Origin of the sequence: Streptomyces sp. Root1310, from assembly GCF_001426425.1 — a bacterium.
GTDB lineage: Bacteria > Actinomycetota > Actinomycetes > Streptomycetales > Streptomycetaceae > Streptomyces.
In genome coordinates, this window is the sequence record NZ_LMEQ01000033.1 from 290,797 (window position 1) to 315,000 (window position 24,204).

18 protein-coding genes and 1 riboswitch are annotated in these 24,204 nt (G+C 70.8%); of the genes, 9 read left to right on the top strand and 9 right to left on the bottom strand.

Annotated elements, in window-relative coordinates; translation table 11 throughout:
- Positions 1–87: 87 nt before the first annotated feature.
- Positions 88–1,725, bottom strand: a complete 1,638-nt coding sequence (locus tag ASD48_RS37505; protein ID WP_079074218.1) for a YibE/F family protein — start codon at positions 1,723–1,725, stop codon at positions 88–90.
- Between the two features lie 585 nt (positions 1,726–2,310).
- A riboswitch (TPP riboswitch) is annotated at positions 2,311–2,500 on the top strand.
- On the opposite strand from ASD48_RS37505, the gene thiC reads away from it, so the two are divergent.
- Together thiC and ASD48_RS37515 are read left to right on the top strand one after the other, a co-directional pair.
- Positions 2,493–4,319: a phosphomethylpyrimidine synthase ThiC gene (thiC, locus tag ASD48_RS37510; protein ID WP_057606342.1), complete on the top strand. Its 1,827-nt coding sequence runs from the start codon at positions 2,493–2,495 to the stop codon at positions 4,317–4,319. (Overlaps the previous riboswitch by 8 nt.)
- A gap of 143 nt (positions 4,320–4,462) precedes the next feature.
- Positions 4,463–5,941, top strand: a complete 1,479-nt coding sequence (locus ASD48_RS37515) for a VWA domain-containing protein (RefSeq protein WP_057606343.1) — start codon at positions 4,463–4,465, stop codon at positions 5,939–5,941.
- A 218-nt stretch (positions 5,942–6,159) separates the two neighbouring features.
- Here the strand turns inward: ASD48_RS37515 and ASD48_RS37520 are convergent, their stop codons facing one another.
- The 3 genes from ASD48_RS37520 to ASD48_RS37530 form a co-directional block, all read right to left on the bottom strand.
- Positions 6,160–7,035, bottom strand: a complete 876-nt coding sequence (locus ASD48_RS37520; RefSeq protein ID WP_057606344.1) for a hypothetical protein — start codon at positions 7,033–7,035, stop codon at positions 6,160–6,162.
- A gap of 204 nt (positions 7,036–7,239) precedes the next feature.
- The gene (locus ASD48_RS37525) at positions 7,240–8,325 is read right to left on the bottom strand and encodes a metallophosphoesterase (RefSeq protein WP_057606345.1); all 1,086 of its coding nucleotides are present in this window, start codon (positions 8,323–8,325) and stop codon (positions 7,240–7,242) included.
- Positions 8,326–8,904: 579 nt separating this feature from the next.
- The gene (locus ASD48_RS37530) at positions 8,905–10,017 is read right to left on the bottom strand and encodes a LacI family DNA-binding transcriptional regulator (RefSeq protein ID WP_079074219.1); all 1,113 of its coding nucleotides are present in this window, start codon (positions 10,015–10,017) and stop codon (positions 8,905–8,907) included.
- 414 nt (positions 10,018–10,431) lie between these two features.
- Here ASD48_RS37530 and hisC point away from each other — a divergent pair, with 414 nt between their 5' ends.
- The 7 genes from hisC to ASD48_RS37560 all read left to right on the top strand — a co-directional run bounded on the left by hisC (position 10,432) and on the right by ASD48_RS37560 (position 20,101).
- Positions 10,432–11,511 (top strand): histidinol-phosphate transaminase, encoded by a 1,080-nt coding sequence (gene hisC, locus ASD48_RS37535; protein WP_057606347.1) that lies wholly within the window; start codon positions 10,432–10,434, stop codon positions 11,509–11,511.
- 166 nt (positions 11,512–11,677) lie between these two features.
- The gene (locus ASD48_RS37540; RefSeq protein ID WP_057606348.1) at positions 11,678–13,186 is read left to right on the top strand and encodes a cytochrome ubiquinol oxidase subunit I; all 1,509 of its coding nucleotides are present in this window, start codon (positions 11,678–11,680) and stop codon (positions 13,184–13,186) included.
- A 20-nt stretch (positions 13,187–13,206) separates the two neighbouring features.
- Positions 13,207–14,211, top strand: coding sequence for a cytochrome d ubiquinol oxidase subunit II (cydB, locus tag ASD48_RS37545; RefSeq protein ID WP_057606349.1), 1,005 nt, complete (start codon positions 13,207–13,209; stop codon positions 14,209–14,211).
- A 93-nt stretch (positions 14,212–14,304) separates the two neighbouring features.
- The gene (cydD, locus tag ASD48_RS37550; RefSeq protein WP_057606350.1) at positions 14,305–17,793 is read left to right on the top strand and encodes a thiol reductant ABC exporter subunit CydD; all 3,489 of its coding nucleotides are present in this window, start codon (positions 14,305–14,307) and stop codon (positions 17,791–17,793) included.
- Positions 17,794–17,848: 55 nt separating this feature from the next.
- Complete coding sequence (locus ASD48_RS44590) at positions 17,849–18,001, top strand: hypothetical protein (protein WP_157880768.1); 153 nt, start codon at positions 17,849–17,851, stop codon at positions 17,999–18,001.
- A gap of 78 nt (positions 18,002–18,079) precedes the next feature.
- The gene (locus ASD48_RS37555; protein WP_057606351.1) at positions 18,080–19,135 is read left to right on the top strand and encodes a M23 family metallopeptidase; all 1,056 of its coding nucleotides are present in this window, start codon (positions 18,080–18,082) and stop codon (positions 19,133–19,135) included.
- A 99-nt stretch (positions 19,136–19,234) separates the two neighbouring features.
- Entirely contained in the window at positions 19,235–20,101 is an 867-nt protein-coding gene (locus ASD48_RS37560; protein ID WP_057606352.1) for an AraC family transcriptional regulator, read from the top strand.
- A 15-nt stretch (positions 20,102–20,116) separates the two neighbouring features.
- On the opposite strand, the gene ASD48_RS37565 is transcribed toward ASD48_RS37560, so the two are convergent.
- The 5 genes from ASD48_RS37565 to ASD48_RS37585 all read right to left on the bottom strand — a co-directional run bounded on the left by ASD48_RS37565 (position 20,117) and on the right by ASD48_RS37585 (position 24,151).
- Positions 20,117–21,004, bottom strand: coding sequence for an HAD hydrolase family protein (locus ASD48_RS37565; RefSeq protein ID WP_199876152.1), 888 nt, complete (start codon positions 21,002–21,004; stop codon positions 20,117–20,119).
- 71 nt (positions 21,005–21,075) lie between these two features.
- On the bottom strand, positions 21,076–21,978 hold the full coding sequence (locus ASD48_RS37570) for an LLM class flavin-dependent oxidoreductase (protein ID WP_057606353.1): 903 nt from the start codon (positions 21,976–21,978) through the stop codon (positions 21,076–21,078).
- Between the two features lie 42 nt (positions 21,979–22,020).
- A complete protein-coding gene (locus ASD48_RS37575) occupies positions 22,021–22,464 on the bottom strand; it encodes a hypothetical protein (RefSeq protein ID WP_242432845.1) in 444 nt (147 codons plus the stop codon).
- A 50-nt stretch (positions 22,465–22,514) separates the two neighbouring features.
- On the bottom strand, positions 22,515–23,078 hold the full coding sequence (locus ASD48_RS37580) for an RNA 2'-phosphotransferase (RefSeq protein WP_057606355.1): 564 nt from the start codon (positions 23,076–23,078) through the stop codon (positions 22,515–22,517).
- A 122-nt stretch (positions 23,079–23,200) separates the two neighbouring features.
- Positions 23,201–24,151 carry a MerR family transcriptional regulator gene (locus ASD48_RS37585; RefSeq protein WP_057606356.1) on the bottom strand — a complete coding sequence of 317 codons (951 nt, stop codon included), beginning with the start codon at positions 24,149–24,151 and terminating at the stop codon, positions 23,201–23,203.
- Between the last annotated feature and the right edge of the window lie 53 nt (positions 24,152–24,204).

Consider the following 24,204-nt stretch of genomic DNA (forward strand, 5'->3'; position numbering starts at 1 on the left):
TGGCGCGGGCGCCGTACAGCCTGGCCGGGAACACTGGGGCGTGCGCCCGAGCCGGCCGGTGCGGTCGGTGCTCGGGCGCCCTCCGCCTCAGCGTTTGCGCCGCCTGCCCCGGCCGCCCCGGGTCTGGGCGCTGCCCGCCACCGCCGCCTCCGCTGTTCCCCCCGGAACCGCAGGAGTGGCTTCCGGAGCCGTCACGGGCGCCTTTCCGGCGCCTGCCCGGTCGGCGGAGACCACCAGGGCCGCCAGCGCCGTCGTGACGGGCACGGAGGCGACCAGGCCGATCGAGCCCACCAGGGTGCGCACGATCTCCTCGGCGACCAGTTCGCTGTTGGCGACCGTGCCCACGCTGCTCTGCGCGATCGAGAAGAGCAGCAGCAGCGGCAGCGCGGCACCGGCGTAGGCGAGGACGAGCGTGTTGACCACGGACGCGATGTGGTCGCGGCCGATGCGGATGCCGGCCCGGTACAGGCCGCGCCAGCCCATCGCCGGGTTGGCCTCGTGCAGCTCCCAGACCGCCGAGGTCTGAGTCACCGTCACGTCGTCGAGGACGCCCAGCGAGCCGATGATGATGCCGGCCAGCAGCAGACCGCTCATGTCGATCGACGGGTACAGGCCGTGGATCAGGCCGGTGTTGTCGTCCGTGTTGCCGGTCAGCGCGGCCCAGTCGATGAACAGCGAGCCGAGGATGCCGATCAGCAGCAGAGAGATCAGCGTGCCGAGCACCGCGACGGAGGTGCGGGCCGAGAGCCCGTGACAGAGATACAGCGCGATCAGCATGATGGCGCTCGAACCCACCACCGCCACGACCAGCGGGTTCGACCCCTGGAGGATCGCGGGCAGCACGAAGAAGTTCAGCACCATGAAGCTGATGGCCAGCGCGACCAGCGCCATCACGCCCCGCAGCCGCCCGACGACCACGACGGCGACCGCGAAGATGATGGCCAGGACCGCCATGGGAATGCGGCGGTTCACATCGGTGACCGAGTACTGGAGGTCCTTCGGCGCGGAGGGCTCGTAGGCGACCACGACCTTCTCGCCCTGCTCCAACTGCCGTGACTGGTCGGGCTGGACGATCTCGGTGAACGTACGGCCCTTGTCGTCGCCGGTGTCCACCCGGATGGTGGCCCGCTTGCAGGTGCCGCCGGCCTGCTGCTGCGCGGAGGAGCCCTCGGCCGTGGAGGTGTCGCCGGTGGGGGTGTCGCCCGAGGCGTTCACCGAGGCACAGCTCAAGCTCACGACCTTGGTGACCGTGGCCTGTTGGGTCTGCCGGTCGAAGCCGACTCCCGTGCGTTCGTGCGCCGGGGCTCCGCCGGGCCACAGCACCACGAGCCCCACCAGTACCGCGGCTCCGAACGGGATGAGGATGGCAGCGATGACCTTGCGCAGATGCTGGGAGACGGGGGCGGCCGGGCCGTGACTGTGACTGTGGCCGTGCGCATGCCCGTGCCCGCCGCCGGAACCGGAGCCTGAACCGGAACCGTGCCCGTCACCCGGGCCATGGCCGTGTCCGCCGCCGTGGCCCCCGCCGGGACCGCTACCGGGGCCGCCGCCATGACCACCGTCGTGACTCTGCCCATGACCGTGGTCGCGGTCGAAGCCATATCCGTCACCGGGGCCGGGACCAGAGCCGGAACCAGAGCCGGGACCACGTGCAGGACGAGGGCCCGGGCCAGGACGAGGGCCGGAACCGTGGTCGGGGCCGTACTCCTGCCCGGGCCCGTACACCTGCCCGGGTACGGGTACGACGGGTACGTCCCCGTACCCGTCAGGCCCGTCGTACCCGCGACCGTTCCCGTATCCCTGGTCGTTCCCGGGCCCTTGCCCACCCTGGAATTCCTGCCCGCTCCGGTATCCCGGGCCGGTCCCGGGCCCTGGACCGTGTCCATGACCCCGGCCACTGCCCGCCCCCGGCTGCGCCTGAGACCCGGACCGCGTCCCGGACCCAGGCTGCGACCCTGGGCCTGAGCCGCGGCCTTCGACCGAGCCGGGTCCATGACCGCCAGGGGTTCCGACGCGTCTCAGCCCGCCGAGCCCGCCCGCGTATCCCGGCCCGTGGCCGGGACTGCGCGGATGATCGTGACCGTCGTTGAAGTCGCGGTCGCCTCTCGGGCCGGGGCCGGAACCGCTCCCAGAACCGCTTCCGGAGCCATTGCCGGAGCCATCGCCGGGGCGGCCGGCGGAGCCCGGTCGGCGGGGCGGCTCGGGCGGCGGATACGGGGGCTGGTGTGTCGTGGTCACCGACCGATCATCGCAAGAACGACCCGGGCCCCCTGTTCACCGCGCCAGAATTGACGCTAGCGTGGAGGCAACCTTTGCACACGCGGGAGCTCGGAGCACCGGGCTGAGAGGGCGCTGACCTCCGTCTTCGCGATGTTTCACGTGGAACGTCTCTCGATTCGAGTGATGTTTCACATGAAACATCGGCAGGCGGTAGCCGCTGCGTCGACCGCCGAACCTGTTACCGGGTAATGCCGGCGTAGGGAGTAGGTCTCATGACCAACAAGGACGCACGCACGCCTGCCTTCACGCAGAACGCGACCAGCGAAAGCACGGTCGACGGGAACGCCTCGGAGGCCGGGAAGTCCATCGGCTGGCACAAGGGGTACGTCGAGGGCACCCGCCCCGACCTACAGGTGCCGGTCCGTCAGGTGCATCTCACCAACGGGCAGTCGGTCAGCCTGTACGACACCTCCGGCCCGTACACCGATCCACTCGTCGAGACCGACGTCCGCAGGGGCCTGTCGCCGTTGCGCGAGAACTGGATCATCGCCCGGGGCGACACCGAGGAGTACGCGGGCCGGCCGGTCCGCCCCGAGGACGACGGCGTCAAGCACACCTCGCCCCGCGGCGGTCTGCGCAACCTCGACGCGGTCTTCCCGGGCCGTCCGCGCCTGCCACGCCGTGGCCGGGACGGCGAGGCGGTCACCCAGCTCGCGTACGCGCGCCGGGGAGAGGTCACACCCGAGATGGAGTTCGTGGCCATCCGGGAGAACGTCTCCCCCGAGGTGGTTCGCGAGGAGATCGCGGCGGGCCGGGCCGTGCTGCCGGCCAACGTCAACCACCCGGAGATCGAGCCGATGATCATCGGCAAGCGGTTCCTGGTGAAGGTCAACGCCAACATCGGCAACTCGGCGGTGACGTCCTCCATCGAGGAGGAGGTCGAGAAGATGACCTGGGCGACCCGCTGGGGCGCCGACACGGTCATGGACCTGTCGACCGGCCGCAACATCCACACCACCCGCGAGTGGGTGCTGCGCAACTCCCCCGTCCCGATCGGCACGGTGCCGCTCTACCAGGCGCTGGAGAAGGTCGACGGCCGCGCCGAGGAACTGACCTGGGAGATCTACAAGGACACCGTCATCGAGCAGGCCGAGCAGGGCGTGGACTACATGACGGTCCACGCCGGTGTCCGCCTGTCGTACGTCCCGCTCACCGCCAATCGCAAGACCGGCATCGTGTCCCGTGGCGGCTCGATCATGGCGGCCTGGTGCCTCGCGCACCACAAGGAGTCCTTCCTCTACGAGAACTTCGAGGAACTCTGCGAGATCCTCGCCGCCTACGACGTCACGTACTCGCTGGGCGACGGCCTGCGGCCGGGTTCCATCGCGGACGCCAACGACGCGGCGCAGTTCGCGGAGTTGCGGACACTCGGGGAGCTCAACCGGATCGCGAAGCGTTTCCATGTTCAGACGATGATCGAGGGCCCGGGCCATGTCCCGATGCACAAGATCAAGGAGAACATCGACCTTCAGCAGGAGATCTGTGATGAAGCTCCGTTCTATACGCTCGGCCCGCTGACGACGGACGTCGCGCCGGCGTACGACCACATCACCTCCGGCATCGGTGCCGCGATGATCGCCTGGTGGGGCACGGCCATGCTCTGCTATGTCACGCCCAAGGAACATCTGGGCCTGCCCAACCGTGACGACGTGAAGACCGGCGTCATCACGTACAAGATCGCCGCCCACGCAGCCGACCTCGCCAAGGGGCATCCCGGTGCGCAGGAATGGGACGACGCCCTGTCCGACGCCCGCTTCGAGTTCCGCTGGGAGGACCAGTTCAACCTGGCCCTCGATCCGGACACGGCACGGGAGTTCCACGACGAGACACTCCCGGCGGAGCCGGCGAAGACGGCGCACTTCTGCTCGATGTGCGGGCCGAAGTTCTGCTCGATGAAGATCAGCCAGAGCATCAACGAGCGGTTCGGTGCCGGGGCGGCCGACGGGGCCTCGGCGGAGGAGATCGCCGAGGGCATGCTGGAGAAGTCGAAGGAGTTCGCGGCGAGCGGGAACCGGGTGTACCTGCCGCTGGCCGACTGACGTAGCGGACCGGCGCTGTCCCTTGTGGTCCGACTTCCGGGGGCGGCGCTGCGTCCCGACGGCACGCTCCTGGCGGTCGCCCAGGAGGAAATGATCGCGCTCGTTCGGTTGCCCCGGGGCGCCGGCTCGGCAGACTTGCCTCCATGACAGCGAGATCCCTGAGCAAGGGTGCCAATCTGCCGGTCGACGTGCCGGACGTACGGGTCGAACTCCGCTGGGCCGAAGGGGCCGGTGGGCCGGACATCGATGCCTCGGCCTTGCTGCTGGCGCAGGACGGGCGGGTGCGTGACGACAGGGACTTCGTCTTCTACAACCAGCCGCTGCACGCGTCCGGCGCCGTGCGGCACCTCGGCAAGCGGCGCGAAGCCGGTGTCTGGACCGACACCGTCCAGGTCGACCTCCGCTCACTGGAGGGCGCCATCACGCGTGTGGTGCTGTGCGCGTCGGCCGACGGGGGCACGTTCGGCCAGGTGACCGGCCTGACGTTGAGACTTCTCGGTGGGGACGGGAGCTCCGAAGTGGCCCGCTTCGAGATGCAGGCCGACACGGAGACGGCGTTCATCGCCGGTGAGCTGTACCTGCGCGAGGGCCGCTGGAAGTTCCGGGCGGTCGGGCAGGGGTACGCCTCCGGGCTCGCGGGGGTGGCCACGGACTTCGGGATCACGGTCGACGACGAGCCGGAGCAGGCGGTCACCCCACCGAGCCGTTCGGCGGCGACCCCTCCGCACCGCCCGGCGGTCACCCCATCCGCCGCTGCCTCACCTGCGGTCACCCCACGGCCCACCACCCCACCCGTATCCGCCCCACCCGCGCCCGCGCCCACGCCACCGACAACCGCCCCGCCGTCGGGCCCCCGTCTGACCAAGGGGGAGGAGCGGCTTCCCGTCGACATGCGGAAGCGGCTGTCGCTGCGCAAGGAGCAGGTCGCGGTCAGCCTGAGCAAGCGAGGGGCGGTGGGGATCAGCGCGCGGGTCGTGCTCGTCCTCGATGCCTCCGGGTCCATGGCGTTCCTGTACTCACGCGGTGTGGTGGCGGACGTCGTGGAGCGCATGGCCGCGGTGGCGGCAGAACTCGACGACGATGGCGAGATGCAGGCCTGGACCTTCGCCAGCGATGCCGCCCGGCTTCCCGACCTGCGGTTGGGTGAGCTCCCCGAGTGGCTGCGACTGCATGTGCGGGTGGGCGAGATCAGTCTGTTCCGGCGGAGCAGGAAGCCGCGCAAGGGGATGGAGCCGGGGCAGGTCGACATGCGCTCGGTCGGCATCCAGAACGAGGAACAGAAGGCGATTGCCCAGGTCAGGTCGTATGTCCGGGAGAATCCGGCGGCCGCCCCGACCTTGGTGCTGTTCTTCTCCGACGGAGGGGTCTACCGCGACGCGGCGATCGAGCAGGAGCTGCGGGCGGCGGTCGAGGAGCCGATCTTCTGGCAGTTCGTGGGGCTCGGCCGGTCCAACTACGGCGTCCTGGAGCGGTTCGACACGCTGCCCGGACGCCGTGTCGACAACGTGGGCTTCTTCTCCGTGGACGACATCAGCACCCTTCCGGACCAAGAGCTCTACGACCGGCTGCTGTCCGAGTTCCCCAGCTGGATCACCGCAGCCGGCCGGGCGGGCATTCTCTGACCGGATGCGCGGATGCGCCGATGCGCCGACGCCTGGACGTACGACTCCGGGATGCCGCGCCGGTGACACCGAGCCGCACGGGGCAGCGCCGAGCACCGCAGGGCAGCACCGAACCGCGGGGCGGCTCTCCGTCAGAGCCGTCGGGCGTCGGGCGTCCGGCGCCCGGCGTACGGCTTGCGCTCCCCTCGGCGGGGTCGGCGGGGGCGCAAGCCGAGTGCCTATTCCGGCTGGTGTTCCGGGCCGCCGAAGTCCGGGCTGCTGTAGTCCGGGCTGCTGAAGCTCGGGCGCGGGCCGGTCGAGCGGCCGTCGTCCGGGCTGCTGAAGCCCGGACGGTCGTAGCCGATCTTCGGGAAGCGGCTGGTGGGGGCCGGTGGCGCCGGGTCGGTGTGCAGGGCGGCTGCCGTGCCGGGATCGGCGAGGGCCTCCCGGAGGAACGGCAGGATGCCGCGTTCCAGCAGGGCGTCTCGCCAGGCTTCCTTGGCCTGGTCGACCTCCCGGCTCAGTTCGCCGTACGGTCCGGCCTCCAGGGAAGGACGGTTGCGCAGGGCGGTGAGCAGCAGCGCGACGGTGGCGACGAGGATCGCGGCCACGGCCACGGCCCCGAACGTCCAGCCGGCGGCGACCATCGTCCGGGCGAACGCCTGCTCGGGGTCCAGCGCCCTGAGGAGGTAGCCGACGAGCAGGAAGATCACCGCGGCGGTCCCGGCGAGGACGGGGGTGAGGACGGCGGCGACGGCGCCCGCCCCGGCGGCTTCGGCGGCCTGCGCCGCCTCCCCCATCGTGGTGGCGAGCCCCATCGCGGCCACGCCCGGTTCCGCGGAGACGGTCTCGGACGGGGACGACGGGGTGGACGGCGCGGGGTGGCGCAGCTCCTCGCGGACCTTCACGTAGTGCTGGTACTCGGCCGCCGCGGCCACCGTGATGAGTGCGGAGGCGTTGAGTGCCATGGTGCGCAGCTGTTCGGGGTTGAGCCGCTGTCCCACTGCGGCCAGTTCCGGGTGGTGTGGGGCGGAGCGCAGCGCCTCGTCGAGGATCCGCTCGTACTCCTGGCGGTCCTCGCTGTTCAGGTGCTGCGGAACGCTGTTCATCTGCATCCCCCGATGCTCCGTAGGGCTTGGGGCTCGCATGCCAACGAGCCGTCGGGCAGAAACGGAGGGGAGCCTGCTACGGATAACCCGATGGTAGAGCGGTGACGGCATGAGGTGACAGGGGGTTTGCCGAAATTGGCCCCTGGCCTGCGATGTCGCCGACGGCTCCACAGTGGGGTACTTCTGCCCCGGGAACTGCCCCGGGAATACTCAGTTTTCCAGGGGCAGTTGCTGGACCAGCAGTTTTCCGGCCATCGTCACGCCGCCGTCCATCGCGATGGCCAGCCCGTCGGCGTAGACGTGCGGTCCCTCGACGTGCGGACCGCCGTTGTCCTCGCCTTCCTCGGAGCCGACTTCGCCCAGCAGGTAGGGAATCGGGCTGTGGCCGTGAACGATGCGGGTGCCGCCGTACGTATCGAGCAGGGAGCGTACGGCGTCGGCGCCGCCCTCGTCGCGGAAGGAGAAGCGCTTGGTGAACTTGCGGAACAGATCCCACACCTCGTCCGCGTCGTTGCGCGTGATCGTCTCGCGGACGGTGTCGTTGACCGCCTCGATCGAGTCGCCGTAGTCGAGGTAGGCGGTGGTGTCGGAGTGCACGAGCAGGTGGCCGTCGACCTCCTCGACCGCGTCGAGGCGGGCCATCCACTGGAGATGGTGATCCTGGAGACGGTCCATGTCGTACTTCTGACCGCCGTTGAGCAGCCAGGCCGCCTGGAAGGTGGCCGTGCCCGCGCCGGAGTTGACGGGCGTGTCGCCGAAGCGCTTGGCACCGAGCAGCAGCAGTTCGTGGTTGCCCATGAGGGCCTTGCAGTACCCGCCGGCCGCGGCGGCCTCCGCGGACAGCCGCATGACGAGGTCGATGACGCCGATGCCGTCCGGCCCGCGGTCGGTGAAGTCGCCGAGGAACCACAGCCGGGCGGTGCCCGCGCACCAGTTGCCCGCGGAGTCGACCAGGCCCTTCTCCTGAAGCGCGGCCACCAGTTCGTCGAGGTAGCCGTGGACGTCGCCGACGACGAACAGCGGTCCCGGGCCGGTCGCTGCCTGCGGGGCCTGGACGGCTGCCGGGTCCACGGCCACCTGGAGGGTGTCGCCTCGCCGGCTGATGACGGGCAGGTCGCGCTGGGTGGGCGTGTAGCCGTCCGGGTGCTCCAGCGGCTCTTCGAGAGGCGGCGCGGCGTTGCCCGGTTCCGTGCCGGGGTCGTACGGACCGGTCTCGTGGACGTACGCGGGCACCCGGAAGTCGCGCAACGTCGCCGTCCGCTCCACCTCGGGTCCCTGACCGGCCCCCTGAGTCATCAGACCCCTCCACCATCGCGCCGCATCTGCACCCTTCGGGCTGCCTGGTCGCAGCGGCCCGCGGTGCCGTGCGTCCATCATAGGAATGCGGATCGTGCCGTGTGATGACCCAGGGGTGGTGAATCGGAGCAAGGCTCCAGTTCATCGCGGCTTTCGCCCCGATTGGGCCGGGCTTCGGCAGTCCGCACTCACCCGGCGCGCGCCTTGCCCGCACCCGCCCCCCACCCCCGCGGGCTGCTCCGTCGGACGGACCGGGGGGCCGCGTCGGCCGGGCAAGGGTCGTTTCGGCGGCCGCGGCGAGGTCGATGAGACGGTTGTGACCGAAGCGACGCCCGATGTCTCCAGCACCGCCGGAAATCGCCCGTACGTGCCTCTTGCCAACTTTCGTTGACGCGGCCCACCCGGTCTCCGCTCGGCCTCCGCCCGGTCCGCCCCCCCCGCAGTCTCGGACCGCACGGTCCGGCCGCCCCAGCCGCCGCGAACGGATCTCACGTCCGCTCCCCGCCGCCCCCGGACAAGCCGCCGCTCCCCACACACCGCACCATGGCGTCGGCGTCGGCGGTGGGGAGCGGCGGCGGGTTACTTCTCCTCCGGTGCCCGCGGGGGGCTGACCGTGGTCCGAGGGGGGCGTCGTTGCGAAGAGGTGCGTACGAACAGTTCGGTGGGTATGACCTGCTCGACCGGACGGTCCGCCTGCTCGCCCTCGATCGCGTCGATGAGGAGTTGCACCACCGCCGTACCGATGCGGCGCGGCTTCAGCGAGAGCGTCGTGACGGGCGGCTCGGTGTTGGCGTACACCGTGGACTCGCTGCAACACACGATCAGCAGGTCCTCGGGGACCCGCAGCCCGTAGCGGCGGGCCGCGGCGAGCAGGTCGGTGCCGTTGGGGTCGAACAGGCCGTAGACGGCGTCGGGGCGGTCGGGGCGGGCCAGCAGCCGGTCGGCGGCCACGGCGCCCGCGCACGGGTCGTGCGCGGGGTAGGCCTCGTAGACCGGATCCTGGCCGACCCGCTCGCACCACCGCAGGTAGGCGCTGGTCGACAGGTGTGTGTACGTGTCCGTCGTGGTGCCGGTGAGAAGGCCGATGCGGCGGGCGCCGGCGTCGGCCAGGTGGTCGAGGATGTCGAGGACGGCGGCCTCGTGGTCGTTGTCCACCCATGCGGTGACGGGGAGCGAGCCGGCCGGGCGGCCGTCGGAGACGACCGGTAAGCCCTGCCGGACCAGCTCGCTGACCACCGGATCCTGGTCGGACGGGTCGATGACGACCGTGCCGTCCAGAGCCACGTTGGACCAGACGTCGTGGCGTGAGGTCGCGGGGAGGATGACGAGTGCGTAGCCGCGGGCGAGTGCGGCCGAGGTGGCGGCGCGCGCCATCTCCGCGAAGTAGGCGAACTCGGTGAAGGTGAAAGGTTCATCCCCGTAGGTCGTCACGGTCAGGCCGATGAGGCCCGACTTGCCGGTACGGAGGGTTCGGGCCGCCGCCGAGGGGCGGTAGCCGAGTCGGTCGGCGACCTCGCGGACATGGCGTCGGGTGGCATCCGGGAGCCTGCCCTTGCCGTTGAGGGCGTCGGAGACGGTCGTGATGGAGACTCCGGCGGCGGCGGCCACGTCCCTGATGCCCGCCCGGCCCGGCCGGCTGCCTCGGCGTGAGGTTTCCGCGCGGCTCACCTGGTGCTTCCCTGCTGCTGTCATGGCGAGCCGATAGTAGGGCTCATCCGGTGGGGTAGGGCGGACGCATATGCACGCATTGACAGGCACGTTTCTGCAAGGCTAAATGGGGTCAAGTTCCTTGGAAAGCAAGGTAGTTGACTCCGTCGATGCCAAGACGTGACGCGTCGGCACGGATGGGCCTGCCAACGCACCGATGTCTCGAAGAGGTCTCAACTCACCTGCACGAGGGATGCGCGCCACGGAGTGCACTACGGGCGCGTAGATATATGTACAGCGCGCCCCCTCGGGCGTACGCCTTCGTGCGGCTTCGTCCGCAGAAGTCGCACCGGTCCCTCCGTTTCAGGTGCCGGGTCCCCGCTCAGCTGTACGCACCCGCGCCGAATCCTCATAAGGTGAGCAGTATTGAAGCCGGTGGTGGTCACGAGGAGGACTGCGGTGAGCGAGACGAGCCCCAAGCTGCGCGCCGAGCTGGAGGGGATCCCCACCTACAAGCCGGGCAAGCCGGCCGCGGGCGGCGGTCCGGTGGCCTACAAGCTGTCCTCCAACGAGAACCCCTATCCGCCGCTGCCGGGCGTGATGGAGTCGGTGACGGCGGCGGCCGCCACCTTCAACCGTTACCCGGACCTGGCCTGCACGCTCCTGATCAAGGAGCTGTCCGAGCGGTTCGGCGTGCCCGCCTCCCACCTGGCCACCGGCACCGGCTCGGTCGGTGTCGCCCAGCAGCTGGTCCAGGCCACCTCGGGCCCCGGCGACGAGGTGATCTACGCCTGGCGGTCCTTCGAGGCCTACCCGATCATCACGCAGATCAGCGGTGCGACCGCGGTGCAGGTGCCGCTGACGCCGGGGGATGTGCACGACCTGGACGCGATGGCCGACGCGATCACCGAGCGGACCCGGCTGATCTTCGTCTGCAATCCCAACAACCCCACGGGCACCGTGGTGAAGCGGGCCGAGCTGGAACGCTTCCTCGACCGGGTGCCACGTGACGTGCTGGTCGTGCTCGACGAGGCGTACCGGGAGTTCATCCGCGACCCCGAGGTGCCGGACGGCGTGGAGCTGTACCGGAAGCGGCCCAATGTCTGTGTCCTGCGGACCTTCTCCAAGGCCTACGGCCTCGCCGGCCTGCGCATCGGTTTCGCCATCGCCCACGAGCCGGTGGCGGAGGCCCTGCGCAAGACGGCGGTGCCGTTCGGCGTGAGCCAGCTCGCGCAGGAGGCCGCGATCGCCTCGCTGCGTGCCGAGGACGCGTTGCTCGGCCGGGTCGGTTCCCTGGTGTGCGAGCGCCTCCGGGTGGTCGAGGGGCTGCGCGCGCAGGGCTGGACGGTGCCCGAGACCCAGGCCAACTTCGTGTGGCTGCGGCTCGGCGAGCACACGGTCCCCTTCGCCGCCGCGTGTGAGCAGGCGGGCGTCGTGGTGCGGCCGTTCCCGGGCGAGGGAGTGCGGGTGACGATCGGGGAGAACGAGGCGAACGACATCTTCCTGAAGGTGACGGAAGGGTTCCGCAGGGAGCTCTAGCGAGTCGCCCGCACCGGTTTTCGCTGGTCGGCAGGGGTCACAGGGGGGTTTCCGCGGGTAGGCGGGGACCCCCCTTCACCTATCGAAAATCAGTGAGTCATACTAGCTTGTGAATGTGAACGCTTTCACAAGCGTGATCCACGAGCGTGAGGTAAGGAGTGACGACGTGGACCTGGCTCTGGCGCCGGAGACACTGGCGCGCTGGCAGTTCGGCATCACCACCGTCTACCACTTCCTCTTCGTCCCCCTGACGATCTCCCTCGCGGCCCTCACCGCCGGGCTGCAGACCGCCTGGGTGCGCACGGAGAACGAGAAGTACCTCAGGGCGACGAAGTTCTGGGGCAAGCTCTTCCTGATCAACATCGCGATGGGTGTCGTCACCGGCATCGTGCAGGAGTTCCAGTTCGGCATGAACTGGTCCGACTACTCGCGCTTCGTCGGCGACGTCTTCGGCGCACCGCTCGCCTTCGAGGCTCTGATCGCCTTCTTCTTCGAGTCCACCTTCATCGGCCTGTGGATCTTCGGCTGGGACAAGCTACCGAAGAAGATCCACCTGGCCTGCATCTGGATGGTGTCGATCGGCACGATCCTGTCGGCGTACTTCATCCTCGCGGCCAACTCGTGGATGCAGCACCCCGTCGGCTACCGGATCAACAAGGAGAAGGGGCGGGCCGAGCTCACCGACTTCTGGGCCGTGCTGACCCAGAACACCGCGCTCGCCCAGGTCTTCCACACCATGTCGGCGGCCTTCCTCACCGGTGGCGCCTTCATGGTCGGCATCGCGGCCTTCCATCTGTACCGCAAGAAGCACATCCCGGTGATGAAGACCTCGCTGCGACTCGGCCTGGTCACGGTGGTCATCGCAGGCCTGCTCACCGCCATCAGCGGTGACACCCTCGGCAAGGTCATGTTCAAGCAGCAGCCGATGAAGATGGCCGCCGCCGAGGCCCTGTGGGACGGCGAGGCGCCCGCGCCGTTCTCGGTCTTCGCCTACGGCGACGTCGAGGAGGGGCACAACAAGGTCGCCATAGAGATCCCGGGCCTGCTGTCCTTCCTCGCGAACGACGACTTCAGCTCGTACGTGCCCGGCATCAACGACGTGAACAAGGCCGAACAGGAGAAGTACGGTCCCGGCGACTACCGGCCCAACATCCCCGTCGCCTACTGGGGCTTCCGCTGGATGATCGGCTTCGGCATGTCGTCCTTCGCGATCGGCCTGGCGGGACTCTGGCTCACCCGCAAGAAGTTCCTGCTGCCGCAGCACCTGAGGGTCGGCGAGGACGAGGTGCCGCATGTGGTGCTGTTCAGGAACAAGGCGCTCAGCCCGAAGCTCACCAGGCTCTACTGGCTGGCGGCGATCTGGACGCTGGGCTTCCCGCTGATCGCCAACTCCTGGGGCTGGATCTTCACCGAGATGGGCCGTCAGCCCTGGGTCGTCTACGGCGTCCTCCAGACCCGTGACGCGGTCTCCCCCGGGGTCTCCCAGGCCGAGGTCCTCACGTCGATGCTCGTCTTCACGGCGCTCTACGCGATCCTCGCCGTCATCGAGGTCAAGCTGCTGGTGAAGTACGTGAAGGCCGGCCCGCCCGAGCTCACCGAGGCCGACCTCAACCCGCCCACGAAGATCGGCGGCGACTCCCGTGACGCCGACAAGCCGATGGCCTTCTCCTACTAGGCCGAGGGAGCTGCACAGTCATGGAACTGCACGACGTCTGGTTCGTCCTGATCGCCGTCCTGTGGACCGGCTACTTCTTCCTGGAGGGCTTCGACTTCGGGGTCGGCATCCTCACCAAGCTGCTCGCCCGCGACCGGCCCGAGCGGCGGGTGCTCATCAACACCATCGGGCCCGTCTGGGACGGCAACGAAGTGTGGCTGCTCACGGCGGGCGGTGCGACCTTCGCCGCCTTCCCCGAGTGGTACGCCACGCTCTTCTCCGGCTTCTACCTGCCCCTGCTGTTCATCCTGGTCTGTCTGATCGTGCGGGGCGTCGCCTTCGAGTACCGGGCCAAGCGGCCCGAGGAGAACTGGCAGCGCAACTGGGAGACCGCGATCTTCTGGACCTCGCTCCTTCCCGCGTTCCTGTGGGGCGTCGCCTTCGGCAACATCGTGGGGGGCGTCAAGATCGACCAGAACTTCGAGTACGTGGGCAATGTCTGGGATCTGCTCAACCCGTACGCGCTGCTCGGTGGCCTGGTGACCCTGACGCTGTTCACCTTCCACGGTGCGGTGTTCACGGCCCTGAAGACCGTCGGTGAGATCCGGGAACGAGCGCGGAAGCTGGCGCTCAAGGTGGGGCTCGCGACCGCCGTGTCCGCTTCGGTCTTCCTGCTGTGGACACAGGTCGACAGTGGTGACGCCAAGAGTCTGGTCGCCCTGGTCGTGGCGGTCGGCGCCCTGGTCGCGGCGCTCGTGGCGAACCAGGCGGGACGCGAGGGCTGGTCGTTCGCGCTCTCCGGCGTCACCATCGTGGCCGCCGTGGCGATGCTCTTCCTGACGCTCTTTCCGAACGTCATGCCGTCCACGCTCAACGACAGCTGGAGCCTCACGGTGACCAACGCCTCGTCGAGCCCGTACACGCTGAAGATCATGACCTGGTGTGCGGGAATCGCCACGCCGATCGTGCTCCTCTACCAGGGCTGGACGTACTGGGTGTTCCGCAAGCGGATCGGTACGCAGCACATCGCCGAGCCCGCGCACTGAGTCTGATGTGGGGGTGTTTCACGTGAAACACCCCCACATGAGGAGAGAGCGTGTTTCACGTGGAACGCGCTCTGTGAGAAAAGGGTGTTTCACGTGAAACCGATCGACCCGCGTCTCCTCCGGTACGCCCGCGCCACCCGCCTCTTCCTGGTGGCGGTCGTCGGTCTGGGGGCTGTCGGAGCGGCTCTGGTCATCGCGCAGGCGATGCTCGTCGCCGAGGTCGTGGTGGGTGCCTTCCAGCACGGCCTGTCCCTCGCCGAACTGCGCACTCCCCTGCTGCTGTTGGTGGCGGTGGCGATCGGCCGGGCGCTGGTGGCCTGGCTCACCGAACTCGCCGCGCACCGTGCGAGCGCCGCCGTGAAGTCGGAGCTGCGGGGGCGGCTGCTGGAGCGGGCCACGGCGTTGGGGCCGAACTGGCTCAGTGGCCGACGTACCGGCTCGCTGGTCGCCCTCGCCACGCGAGGTGTGGACGCCCTCGACGACTACTTCTCGCGCTACCTGCCGCAGCTGGGGCTGGCGGTGGTCGTACCGGTCGCGGTGCTCGCCCGGATCGTGACCGAGGACTGGGTGTCCGCCGCGATCATCGTCGGCACCCTGCCCCTGATCCCGGTCTTCATGGTGCTGATCGGCTGGGCCACACAGTCGCGGATGGACCGTCAATGGCGGCTGCTGTCCCGGCTGTCCGGCCACTTCCTGGACGTTGTCGCCGGGCTGCCCACGCTCAAGGTGTTCGGGCGGGCCAAGGCACAGGCCGAGTCGATCCGGCGCATCACCGGCGAGTACCGGCAGGCGACCATGCGGACGCTGCGGATCGCCTTCATCTCGTCGTTCGCCCTGGAGTTGCTGGCGACGCTCTCGGTGGCTCTGGTGGCCGTGACGATCGGCATGCGCCTCGTGCACGGGGAGATGGACCTGTACGTCGGCCTGGTGATCCTCGTGCTCGCACCGGAGGCGTATCTCCCGCTGCGGCAGGTCGGGGCGCAGTACCACGCGGCTGCCGAGGGGCTGGCTGCCGCCGAGGAGATCTTCGAGGTACTGGAGACGCCGGCACCGGCACCGGGCACGGTCGCGGTGGCCGAGGGAGGGGTGGCCTTCGAGGGCGTGACCGTCCGCTACCCCGGGCGCTCCGCCGACGCGGTCACGGATGTGTCGTTCACCGTGGAACCCGGGGAGACGGTCGCGCTGGTCGGACCGAGCGGTGCGGGCAAGTCCACCCTGCTGAACGCGCTGCTGGGGTTCGTGCGGCCGGCCGCGGGCCGGGTACTGGCCGGGGGAGTCGATCTCGCGTCGGCCGACCTGGAGCAGTGGCGCGCTCGGATCGCGTGGGTGCCCCAGCGCCCGCACCTCTACGCCGGCACGATCGACGAGAACGTACGGCTGGCGCGTCCCGACGCCGACGACGCGGCCGTACGCCGGGCGCTGGCGGACGCGGGGGCGCTGGAGTTCGTCGAGGCGCTGCCCGCCGGGGCCGACACGGTGCTCGGCGAGGACGGGGCCGGGCTGTCCGCCGGACAGCGGCAGCGGCTGGCGCTGGCCAGGGCGTTCCTCGCGGACCGGCCCGTGCTGCTGCTGGACGAACCGACCGCCGCGCTCGACGGGGAGACCGAGGCCGAGGTGGTGGCGGCCGTGCGGCGCCTCGCGGCCGGTCGGACGGTTCTGCTGGTCGTGCACCGGCCGGCGCTGCTGGCCGTGGCGGACCGTGTGGTGCGGCTGGCCGAGACCGAGGCACCCGTGCCCGTGGAGGCCGCTCCCAAGAACGCTCCCGCCCCGTCGGAAGAGGCGGCTGCCCTGCCCGTCGGCGGTGAGCCCGGGACGGGGCTCGCCCCGACCGGCGGTGGCGTCCTCGCGCGGGTCCGCGCCATGGCCGGAGCCCGACGCGGTCGGCTCGCCCTCGCGCTGCTGCTCGGCAGCCTCGCCCTCGGCAGCGCCGTGGGCCTCATGGCCACCTCCGGGTGGCTCATCTCGCGGGCCTCGCAGCAGCCGCCGGTGCTGTACCTGATGGTGGCCGTGACGGCGACCCGGGCCTTCGGTATCGGGCGGGCGGTGTTCCGGTACGCGGAGCGGCTCGTGTCGCACGACGCCGTGCTGCGGATGCTGGCCGACACCCGGGTCGCCGTCTGGCGGCGGCTGGAGCGGCTGGCGCCCGCGGGGCTGCGCTCGACCCGGCGGGGCGACCTGCTGACGCGGCTCGTCGCCGATGTGGACGCCCTCCAGGACTACTGGCTGCGCTGGCTGCTGCCCGCCGGTTCCGCCGTCCTCGTCTCGGCCGGGTCCGTCGCGTTCACGGCGTGGCTGCTGCCGGAGGCCGGATCGGTGCTCGCCGTCGGTCTGCTGACGGCCGGGATCGGCGTTCCCCTGGTCACCGGTGCCGTGGCGCGCCGGGCCGAGCGGCGGCTCGCCCCCGCCCGAGGGGTGCTCGCCACCCACACCGCCGACCTGCTCACCGGCACCGCCGAGCTGACCGTCGCGGGCGCGTTGCCCGTCCGTACCGCGGGGGTGCGTGCGGCCGACTCCGTGCTCACCCGGATCGCCTCGCGCGCGGCGACCGCCACCGCCCTCGGCGACGGACTGACCGCGCTCGTCTCCGGACTGACCGTCACGGCAGCCGCCCTGGTGGGCGCGCAGGCCGTCGCCGACGGGCGGCTGAGCGGCGTGACCATGGCCGTGGTCGTCCTCACTCCGCTGGCCGCCTTCGAAGCCGTCCTGGGGCTGCCCCTGGCCGTGCAGTACCGCCAACGGGTGCGCAGGAGCGCCGAGCGGGTGTACGAGGTTCTGGACTCCCCCGAGCCCGTGCGCGAGCCGGAGCAGCCCCGCCAGGCACCCGCGTCCCCCTTCCCGCTGGTCCTGCGGGGGCTGGCCGCCCGGCACGCCGGGCAGGACCGGGACGCGCTCGCCGAGGTCGACCTCACCCTGACGCAGGGACGCCGGATCGCCGTCGTGGGGCCTTCCGGCTCCGGCAAGACCACGCTCGCGCAGGTGTTGCTGCGGTTCCTGGACGCCGACGCGGGTTCGTACACGCTCGGCGGGGTGGACGCGCAGGCCCTGGACGGCGACGACGTACGTCGGCTCGTCGGCCTGTGCGCGCAGGACGCGCACCTCTTCGACAGCTCGGTCCGGGAGAACCTCCTGCTGGCGAAGAAGGGGGCGGACGAGGAGGAGCTGCGGGACGTGCTGGCGCGGGCCCGGCTGCTGGAGTGGGCCGACGGCCTGCCCGAAGGGCTCGACACGCTCGTGGGCGAGCACGGCGCCCGGCTCTCCGGCGGGCAGCGTCAGCGGCTCGCGCTGGCCCGGGCGCTGCTCGCCGACTTCCCCGTCCTGGTGCTCGACGAGCCGGCCGAGCATCTGGATCTGCCGACCGCCGACGCGCTCACCCGGGACCTGCTGGCGGCCACCGAGGGCCGTACGACGGTGCTCATCACCCACCGGCTGGCCGGTCTGGAGGCGGTCGACGAGGTGATCGTGCTGGACGAGGGACGGGTGGCGCAGCGGGGTTCCTACACGGCATTGGCGGCGGCGGACGGACCGCTGCGGATGATGGCCGAACGGGAGGAAGCCACGGAGCTGTTGGTGGCAGCTCGATGACATATCGACCCCAGCCCCACCTTCCGTGACAAAGAGGGCTGATGAGGCTCGCGGCATGTCCCCTGATCCCGTTCCCGTTCCCCTGCCGGAACCGCGCTCAACCCTGGAGCGGATCTGTACGACCGGGGTGGAGTCGACCCGGGCCCGGTATGCGCTGATCGGGGCGGACGGCGCCGGTACGACGGTGGTGTGGCAGGCGCCGTACTGAGCCATCAGGGGCGGGGCGTCCCCCAGGCGTACGACTTGAACAGGACCGGGGACCGGTAGCCGGGTCAGGATCGCTGACATGCGCTCACCTCGCGGTCGTGTCCTGCTCGTTCCGGTGCTGCTGTGCGTGTCCGGGCTGCTCGCGACCCGGCCCACGGCTGCCGAGGGGGAGCCCGGCGACGGCTCGGACTCCCGGATCAGCGCGCAGGTGGCGCGGCTGTACGAGGACGCGGCGGTGGCGACGCAGCGGTACGAGGCGGGGCGGCGGGAGGCGGACGAGCAGCGGGCGCGGGCCCGGCGTGCGGAGGAACTCCTCACCCGCGAGCGGCGGGAGATCACCGTGCTGCGCGAGGACCTGGGCCGTATCGCCCGTGCCCAGTACCGCGGCGGCGGCGGTCTGCCGGTCGTCGCACAGCTGGTCCTGGCGGGCAGCCCCGACAAGCTGATGCGCGGCCAGCACGTTTTCTCGCAGGCGAACCTCGCCGTGGACAACGCGATCGGCAGGAACCGGCGGGCGGAGGCACGGCTGGCCGCCGACGAGACCAAGGCCGTCGAGGCCTGGCAGGCCGTGGCGCGGCGGGCCCGGGAACTCGCGCGGCTGAAGAAGGACATCGACGACAAGCTCGAGCAGGCGCGATGGCAGTTGCAGGGCCGGGCGGACGCGTCGGTGGCGGCGGGCTCCTGCCGCGGTGCCGTGCGTCTGGACCAGCCGCCGGCGCACTTCGTGGGCGACTGGGTCGCACCGGTCGAGACGTATGCCCTGTCCGCGGCGTACGGCAGCGGTGGCTCGCGCTGGGCGCACCGGCACACCGGGCAGGACTTCGCGGTGCCGATCGGGACGCCGGTACGGGCGGTCGGTGCGGGCCGCGTGGTGCGGGTCTCGTGCGGGGGCGCGTTCGGGATCGAGGTCGTGGTGGGGCATCCCGACGGCTACTACACGCAGTACGCGCACCTCGCCGCCGTCACCGTCGACCAGGGCGACAGGGTGACCACCGGGCAGTGGGTCGGGCAGTCGGGCACCTCGGGCAACTCGACCGGCCCGCACCTGCACTTCGAGGTGCGGGTCACGCCGGACGCGGGCTCGGCGCTCGACCCGGTGCCCTGGCTGGCGGCGCGCGGAGCGCCCGTCGGCTGAGGCTCCCACCCGCACCCGACCTGATCGGGCACAGGATGTCGGGTCCGGCGGGATGTCCGCCGCCTAGCGTGGTGAGCGCGAGAGCGGAAGGAGACCGGAGTGCTGGAGCGGCTCAACCAGGCCATGGAGTACGTCGAGGACCACCTCGACGAGCCGATCGACGTGTCGGCGCTGGCACACGGCGCGGCCACCTCGGAGTACCACCTGCGCCGGATGTTCTCCGCGCTCGCCGGTATGCCCTTGTCGGAGTACATCCGGCGCAGGCGGCTGACCGTCGCGGGCGCCGAGGTGCTCGCCGGAGGGGACTCACTGCTGGAGATCGCGGTGCGCTACGGCTACGGCTCCGGTGAGGCGTTCGCCCGGGCGTTCCGTGGCGTGCACGGCGTCGGGCCGGGCGAGGCCCGCCGTACCGGCGCCGCGCTCGTCTCCCAGCCCCGGCTGGCCTTCCGCCTCACCGTCGAAGGGAGCAGCAGCATGCGCTATCGCGTAGCGGACCGACCGGCGTTCACCGTGGCCGGTCTCAAGGCCCGTGTGCCCTTGGTGCACACGGGGCCGAACCAGGCGATCATCGACTTCGTCCGCGGGATCGACCCGCAGGTCCTGGAGCGTCTGGAGAAGCTGTCGGACCAGGAGCCGCAGGGCATCGTCGCGGTCTGCGACGACCTGGATCCGAGCCGGGCCGAGGGCACCGAACTCGACTACTACCAGGGGGTGATCACGTCCGCGGGCGTCCCCGAGGGCACGACCACCCTGGCCGTGCCGGCCGGCACCTGGGCCGTCTTCACCACGTCCGGGCCGGCACCGCAGGCCATCCAGGAGCTGTGGCGGGACGTGTTCACACAGTGGTTCCCGTCCAACCCGTACCGCAGCCGTCCCGGCCCGGAGATCCTGCGCACCCGGCTCTCGCCGGACGGGACGGAGGCCGACGCCGAGCTGTGGCTGCCGGTGGAGCGGGAGCAGGGCTGAGGTCCCCCGGGAGAGCTACGCCCGCTCGGCGATCAGCTGCTCGATGACGACGGCGACCCCGTCCTCGTTGTTGGCGACGGTCTGTCCGGAGGCCGCCGCGAGCACGTCCGGGTGCGCGTTGCCCATCGCGTACGACCGGCCGGCCCAGGTGAGCATCTCGACGTCGTTCGGCATGTCGCCGAACGCGACGACCTCCTCGTGGGAGATACCTCGTTCCGCGCAGCACAGGGCGAGCGTGCTGGCCTTGGAGACTTCGGGGCCGCTGATCTCCAGCAGGGCGCTGGGGCTGGAGCGGGTGACGTTGGCGCGGTCGCCGATGGCCAGCCGGGCGAGGGTGAGGAAGGCGTCGGGGTCGATCGTGGGGTGGAACGCGAGGATCTTCAGCACCGGCTCGCCGGCCCCGGGGGCGTCCGGCGCCAGCAGTCGCTCGGCCGGCGCGAGGGTGTCGGGTATCTCCATGTGCATCTTGGGATACTCCGGCTCCTGGTAGAAGCCGTACGTCTGCTCGATGGCGTACATCGTGCCGGGCGCCGCCTCCCGCAGCAGCCGCACGGCGTCCAGCGCGTTCTCCCGGGCCAGCTCGCGCACCTTCACGAACCGGTGGGCGCCGGGGCCGCCGTGCAGATCGACCACGGCGGCGCCGTTGCCGCAGATCGCCAGGCCGTGCCCGTGGACGTGCTCGCTGACGACGTCCATCCAGCGGGCCGGGCGGCCGGTGACGAAGAAGACCTCGATGCCGGCCTCCTCGGCGGCGGCGAGGGCGGCGACCGTGCGCGGGGACACCGACTTGTCGTCGCGCAGCAGAGTGCCGTCGAGATCGGTGGCGATCAGCCGGGGCGGGAGGGCGGCGGCCGGGGTCTCGGGCTGTCGAGTCGCTGAGGTCACCGGGCCATTCTCGCGCATATGCCTGCACGGTCGGGCGCGAGCCCGCACACATGAGACACCACTGGGACGCGGACGGCCTGAGGCCGAGGTCAGCGCAGTTGCGCCGGGGCCTCCATGGCGATCTGCTCGAAGACCTTCTCGTCCGCGGCGAAGACGGAGTCGGCGATGGGCCAGTGGACCACGATCTCCGTGAAGCCGAGCTCCCGGTGCCGGCCCGCGAAGTCCACGAAGGCGTCCAGGGACTCCAGCGGGCGCCCGCGGTCCGGGGTGAATCCCGTGAGCAGGATCTTGCCCAGTTCCTGGGTGTCCCGCCCGATCTCGGCGCAGGTGTCGGTGAGCTTCTCCACCTGGCCGCGAATGGCCTGAACCGACTGGTCGGGGGTGCCGCTCTCGTAGAGCTTGGGGTCGCCCGTGGTCACCCAGGCCTGTCCGTACCGCGCGGCGAGCCGCAGCCCGCGGGGGCCGGTCGCGGCGACCGCGAAGGGCAGCCGGGGGCGCTGGACACAGCCCGGGATGTTGCGGGCCTCGTGCGCCGAGTAGTGGTCGCCCTCGTACGACACGGAGTCCTCTGTGAGCAGCCGGTCCAGCAGCGGTACGAACTCGGCCAGGCGGTCGGCCCGCTCGCGCGGGGTCCACGGGTCCTGGCCGAGGGCGGTGGCGTCGAAGCCGGTGCCGCCCGCGCCGATCCCCAGGGTCACCCGCCCGGCGGAGACATCGTCCAGGGAGATCAGCTCCTTGGCGAGGGTCACCGGGTGCCGGAAGTTCGGCGAGGTCACCAGCGTGCCCAGACGCAGGCGGTCGGTGACGGCCGCTGCGGCGGTCAGCGTCGGGATCGCGCCGAACCACGGCCCGTCGCGGAAGGTGCGCCAGGACAGGTGGTCGTAGGTGTACGCGGTGTGGAAGCCGAGCTGCTCTGCCCGTGTCCAGGTGGAGCGGCCTCCCTCGTGCCAACGCAGGTGCGGGAGGATCACGGTGCTCAGACGCAGACTCATGTCATCGAGCGTATGCGGACGCGCGTGTTTCACGTGAAACAGTCACCGTGCGCGTCCGCCCAGCCACGGGCTGAGTCCGACCAGGATGAACTCCTTGTGCACCCGGTCGTGCGGCAGCGGCACCATCAGGAAGTGAGCGGGCGGGAAGCGCCGGATCTTCACCCAGGCGTGGCCGTCGTAGAGCGAGCGGAGAAAGGCGGGGACGTCGTCGCGGTCGACGTCGGGGCACTCCACTCCGTCGACCGTGATCAGGGCGTCGTCGTCGGGGTAGAGCCGCACGCTCACGCTCGGGCGGCCGCCGAGCTCGACGTAGGCCTCGTGCGGCAGCGAGCCGTCCGGGTCGGTGGTGACGCCGACGCCGGCGGAAGTGCGGCGGGAGGTCTGATCGGCGCCGATGTCGTGGGTGACCTCGATCTCGAGCGCGTACTCGGCGGCGATCGACCGCAGGGCGGTGACGGCGGCCTCAGTGCTGGGGAGGTGGTCCATACCTGTGATCATGCCGAAAGAAGACGCGCCACGGCAGCCGGGGTTGCGCCTCAGTGCCGCTCGGGAAAACGCAGGTACCGCGGGGGCACGGCCTTCGTCAGCCACACCCCGTTGGCGCTGACGTGGAAGACATGGCCGTCGCGATGCATGGCCTCCGCGTCGACGGCGAGGACCACGGGGCGGCCCCGGCGCGCTCCGACCCGGGTCGCGGTCTCCCGGTCGGCCGAGAGGTGTACGTCGTGCCGGTTCATGGGCCGCAGCCCCTCGGTGCGGATCGCGTCCAGGGAGCGGGCCACGGTCCCGTGGTAGAGGTACGACGGCGGGGTCGCCGGGGGCAGCCCGAGGTCGACCTCGACGCTGTGGCCCTGGCTGGCGCGGATCCGGGTGCCCTCGACCGCGAAGCGCTTCTTGTCGTTGGCGGCGACGACGTGGTCCAACTCGTCCCGGGTGAAGTGGAAGCCGTGCGCGGCGCAGGCCGCGATCAGTTCGTCGATCTCCACCCAGCCGGCCTCGTCGAGCGTGAGGCCGATCCGCTCGGGCTGGTGCCGCAGGTGCTTCGAGAGGTACTTCGACACCTTCACGGTTCGTCTCTCGTCCCGGTCCATTTCGTTCATCCACTCAGCATGACGGGAGAGACGCAGATCACGCACTCAGTTTTGGGGGTCAGGTTTGGTCCACAGTCAACTGTAGTTATCCACAGGCAAGTTGGTGATTCTGTGGACAACTGGCCGCCGCGTCAGCCCTCTTCGTCAAGATCATCTGATGCCGCGTGACTTGAGACAAGGCGGTCCAAGCTGCGTGCGCGTACCTCGCGTTCGGCCGCGAGCGCGAGGAATCCCGCGGCATGCTCCGGGCCAACCAGGGCCTCCACAGCCCGCATTGTCTCCACCGGGACCTGGACCGGCCGCGTCCCGGACTCGGGTGGCACAGGGTCACCGGTGCCGAGGTGCCGACGCAGGTGACGGCCGGCGAACAGGCGCATGGCCCGCGCGAGTTCGGCGTCCACGGTCTGCCGGGCGAGCGGACGCAGCCGCCGGACGAGCGAGGCCGCCTCGGCCGCGTCGGTGTCGGTCGGCCGGTGCGGTCCGTCGAGGTAGCGCGCGAAGACATGCTCGGTGGTGAACTCCAGGAAACGGGCGGCGATCTGCTCGACCTGACCCCTCAACTCCCGCAGATGGGAGGTGATCGCGCCCAGCGGCACCCCGGCGGCGTGCAACTCCACCGCCACCGCCAGCTCTTGGGGGCTCGGCACGAGGAAGGCGTCCTCGTCGCCGGGGACGGGTTCCAGCACGCCGAGTGCCACGGCGTCGGCGATCGCCCGGTCGTCGGCGGTGCCCCCGAAGCGGGCGGTCAGGTCGGATCGGGAGACCCGGGAGGGCTCCTCGTCGGTCCACGGACCGTCCACCTCGGCGACCAGCCCCAGGACACCGCCCAGGCCACGGCCGGTGTCGTGGGCGTCCAGAAGTTCCTTGATGGAAGCGAGGCCGTAGCCGCGGTCCAGGAGGTCGGCGATCTGGTGGAGCCGCGTGCGATGGGCGTCGGAGTAGTGGTTCGCCCGCCCCTGACGCTCGGGACGGGGGAGCAGGCCCCGGTCCTGGTAGGCGCGGATGGTGCGGACGCTGGCGCCGGTGAGATGCGCCAGCGTCTCTATGCGGTACGGGGGCCCGGCGGGCGGTTCGGTGGTCAAGGTGTCTTTCCCCGAACGGTCGTCGCCGTGGCGGATGCCGAGTCCGCCGCCGG

What these genes read in the sequence shown, in the direction of transcription:
- thiC (WP_057606342.1), top strand. Translation starts at nt 2,493, where the DNA reads ATGACCAACAAGGACGCACGCACGCCTGCCTTCACGCAGAACGCGACC.
- ASD48_RS37515 (WP_057606343.1), top strand. Translation starts at nt 4,463, where the DNA reads ATGACAGCGAGATCCCTGAGCAAGGGTGCCAATCTGCCGGTCGACGTG.
- ASD48_RS37520 (WP_057606344.1), bottom strand. Translation starts at nt 7,035, where the DNA reads ATGCAGATGAACAGCGTTCCGCAGCACCTGAACAGCGAGGACCGCCAG.
- ASD48_RS37525 (WP_057606345.1), bottom strand. Translation starts at nt 8,325, where the DNA reads ATGACTCAGGGGGCCGGTCAGGGACCCGAGGTGGAGCGGACGGCGACG.
- ASD48_RS37530 (WP_079074219.1), bottom strand. Translation starts at nt 10,017, where the DNA reads ATGACAGCAGCAGGGAAGCACCAGGTGAGCCGCGCGGAAACCTCACGC.
- cydB (WP_057606349.1), top strand. Translation starts at nt 13,207, where the DNA reads ATGGAACTGCACGACGTCTGGTTCGTCCTGATCGCCGTCCTGTGGACC.
- ASD48_RS44590 (WP_157880768.1), top strand. Translation starts at nt 17,849, where the DNA reads ATGTCCCCTGATCCCGTTCCCGTTCCCCTGCCGGAACCGCGCTCAACC.
- ASD48_RS37555 (WP_057606351.1), top strand. Translation starts at nt 18,080, where the DNA reads ATGCGCTCACCTCGCGGTCGTGTCCTGCTCGTTCCGGTGCTGCTGTGC.
- ASD48_RS37565 (WP_199876152.1), bottom strand. Translation starts at nt 21,004, where the DNA reads ATGCGCGAGAATGGCCCGGTGACCTCAGCGACTCGACAGCCCGAGACC.
- ASD48_RS37570 (WP_057606353.1), bottom strand. Translation starts at nt 21,978, where the DNA reads ATGAGTCTGCGTCTGAGCACCGTGATCCTCCCGCACCTGCGTTGGCAC.
- ASD48_RS37575 (WP_242432845.1), bottom strand. Translation starts at nt 22,464, where the DNA reads ATGGACCACCTCCCCAGCACTGAGGCCGCCGTCACCGCCCTGCGGTCG.
- ASD48_RS37580 (WP_057606355.1), bottom strand. Translation starts at nt 23,078, where the DNA reads ATGAACGAAATGGACCGGGACGAGAGACGAACCGTGAAGGTGTCGAAG.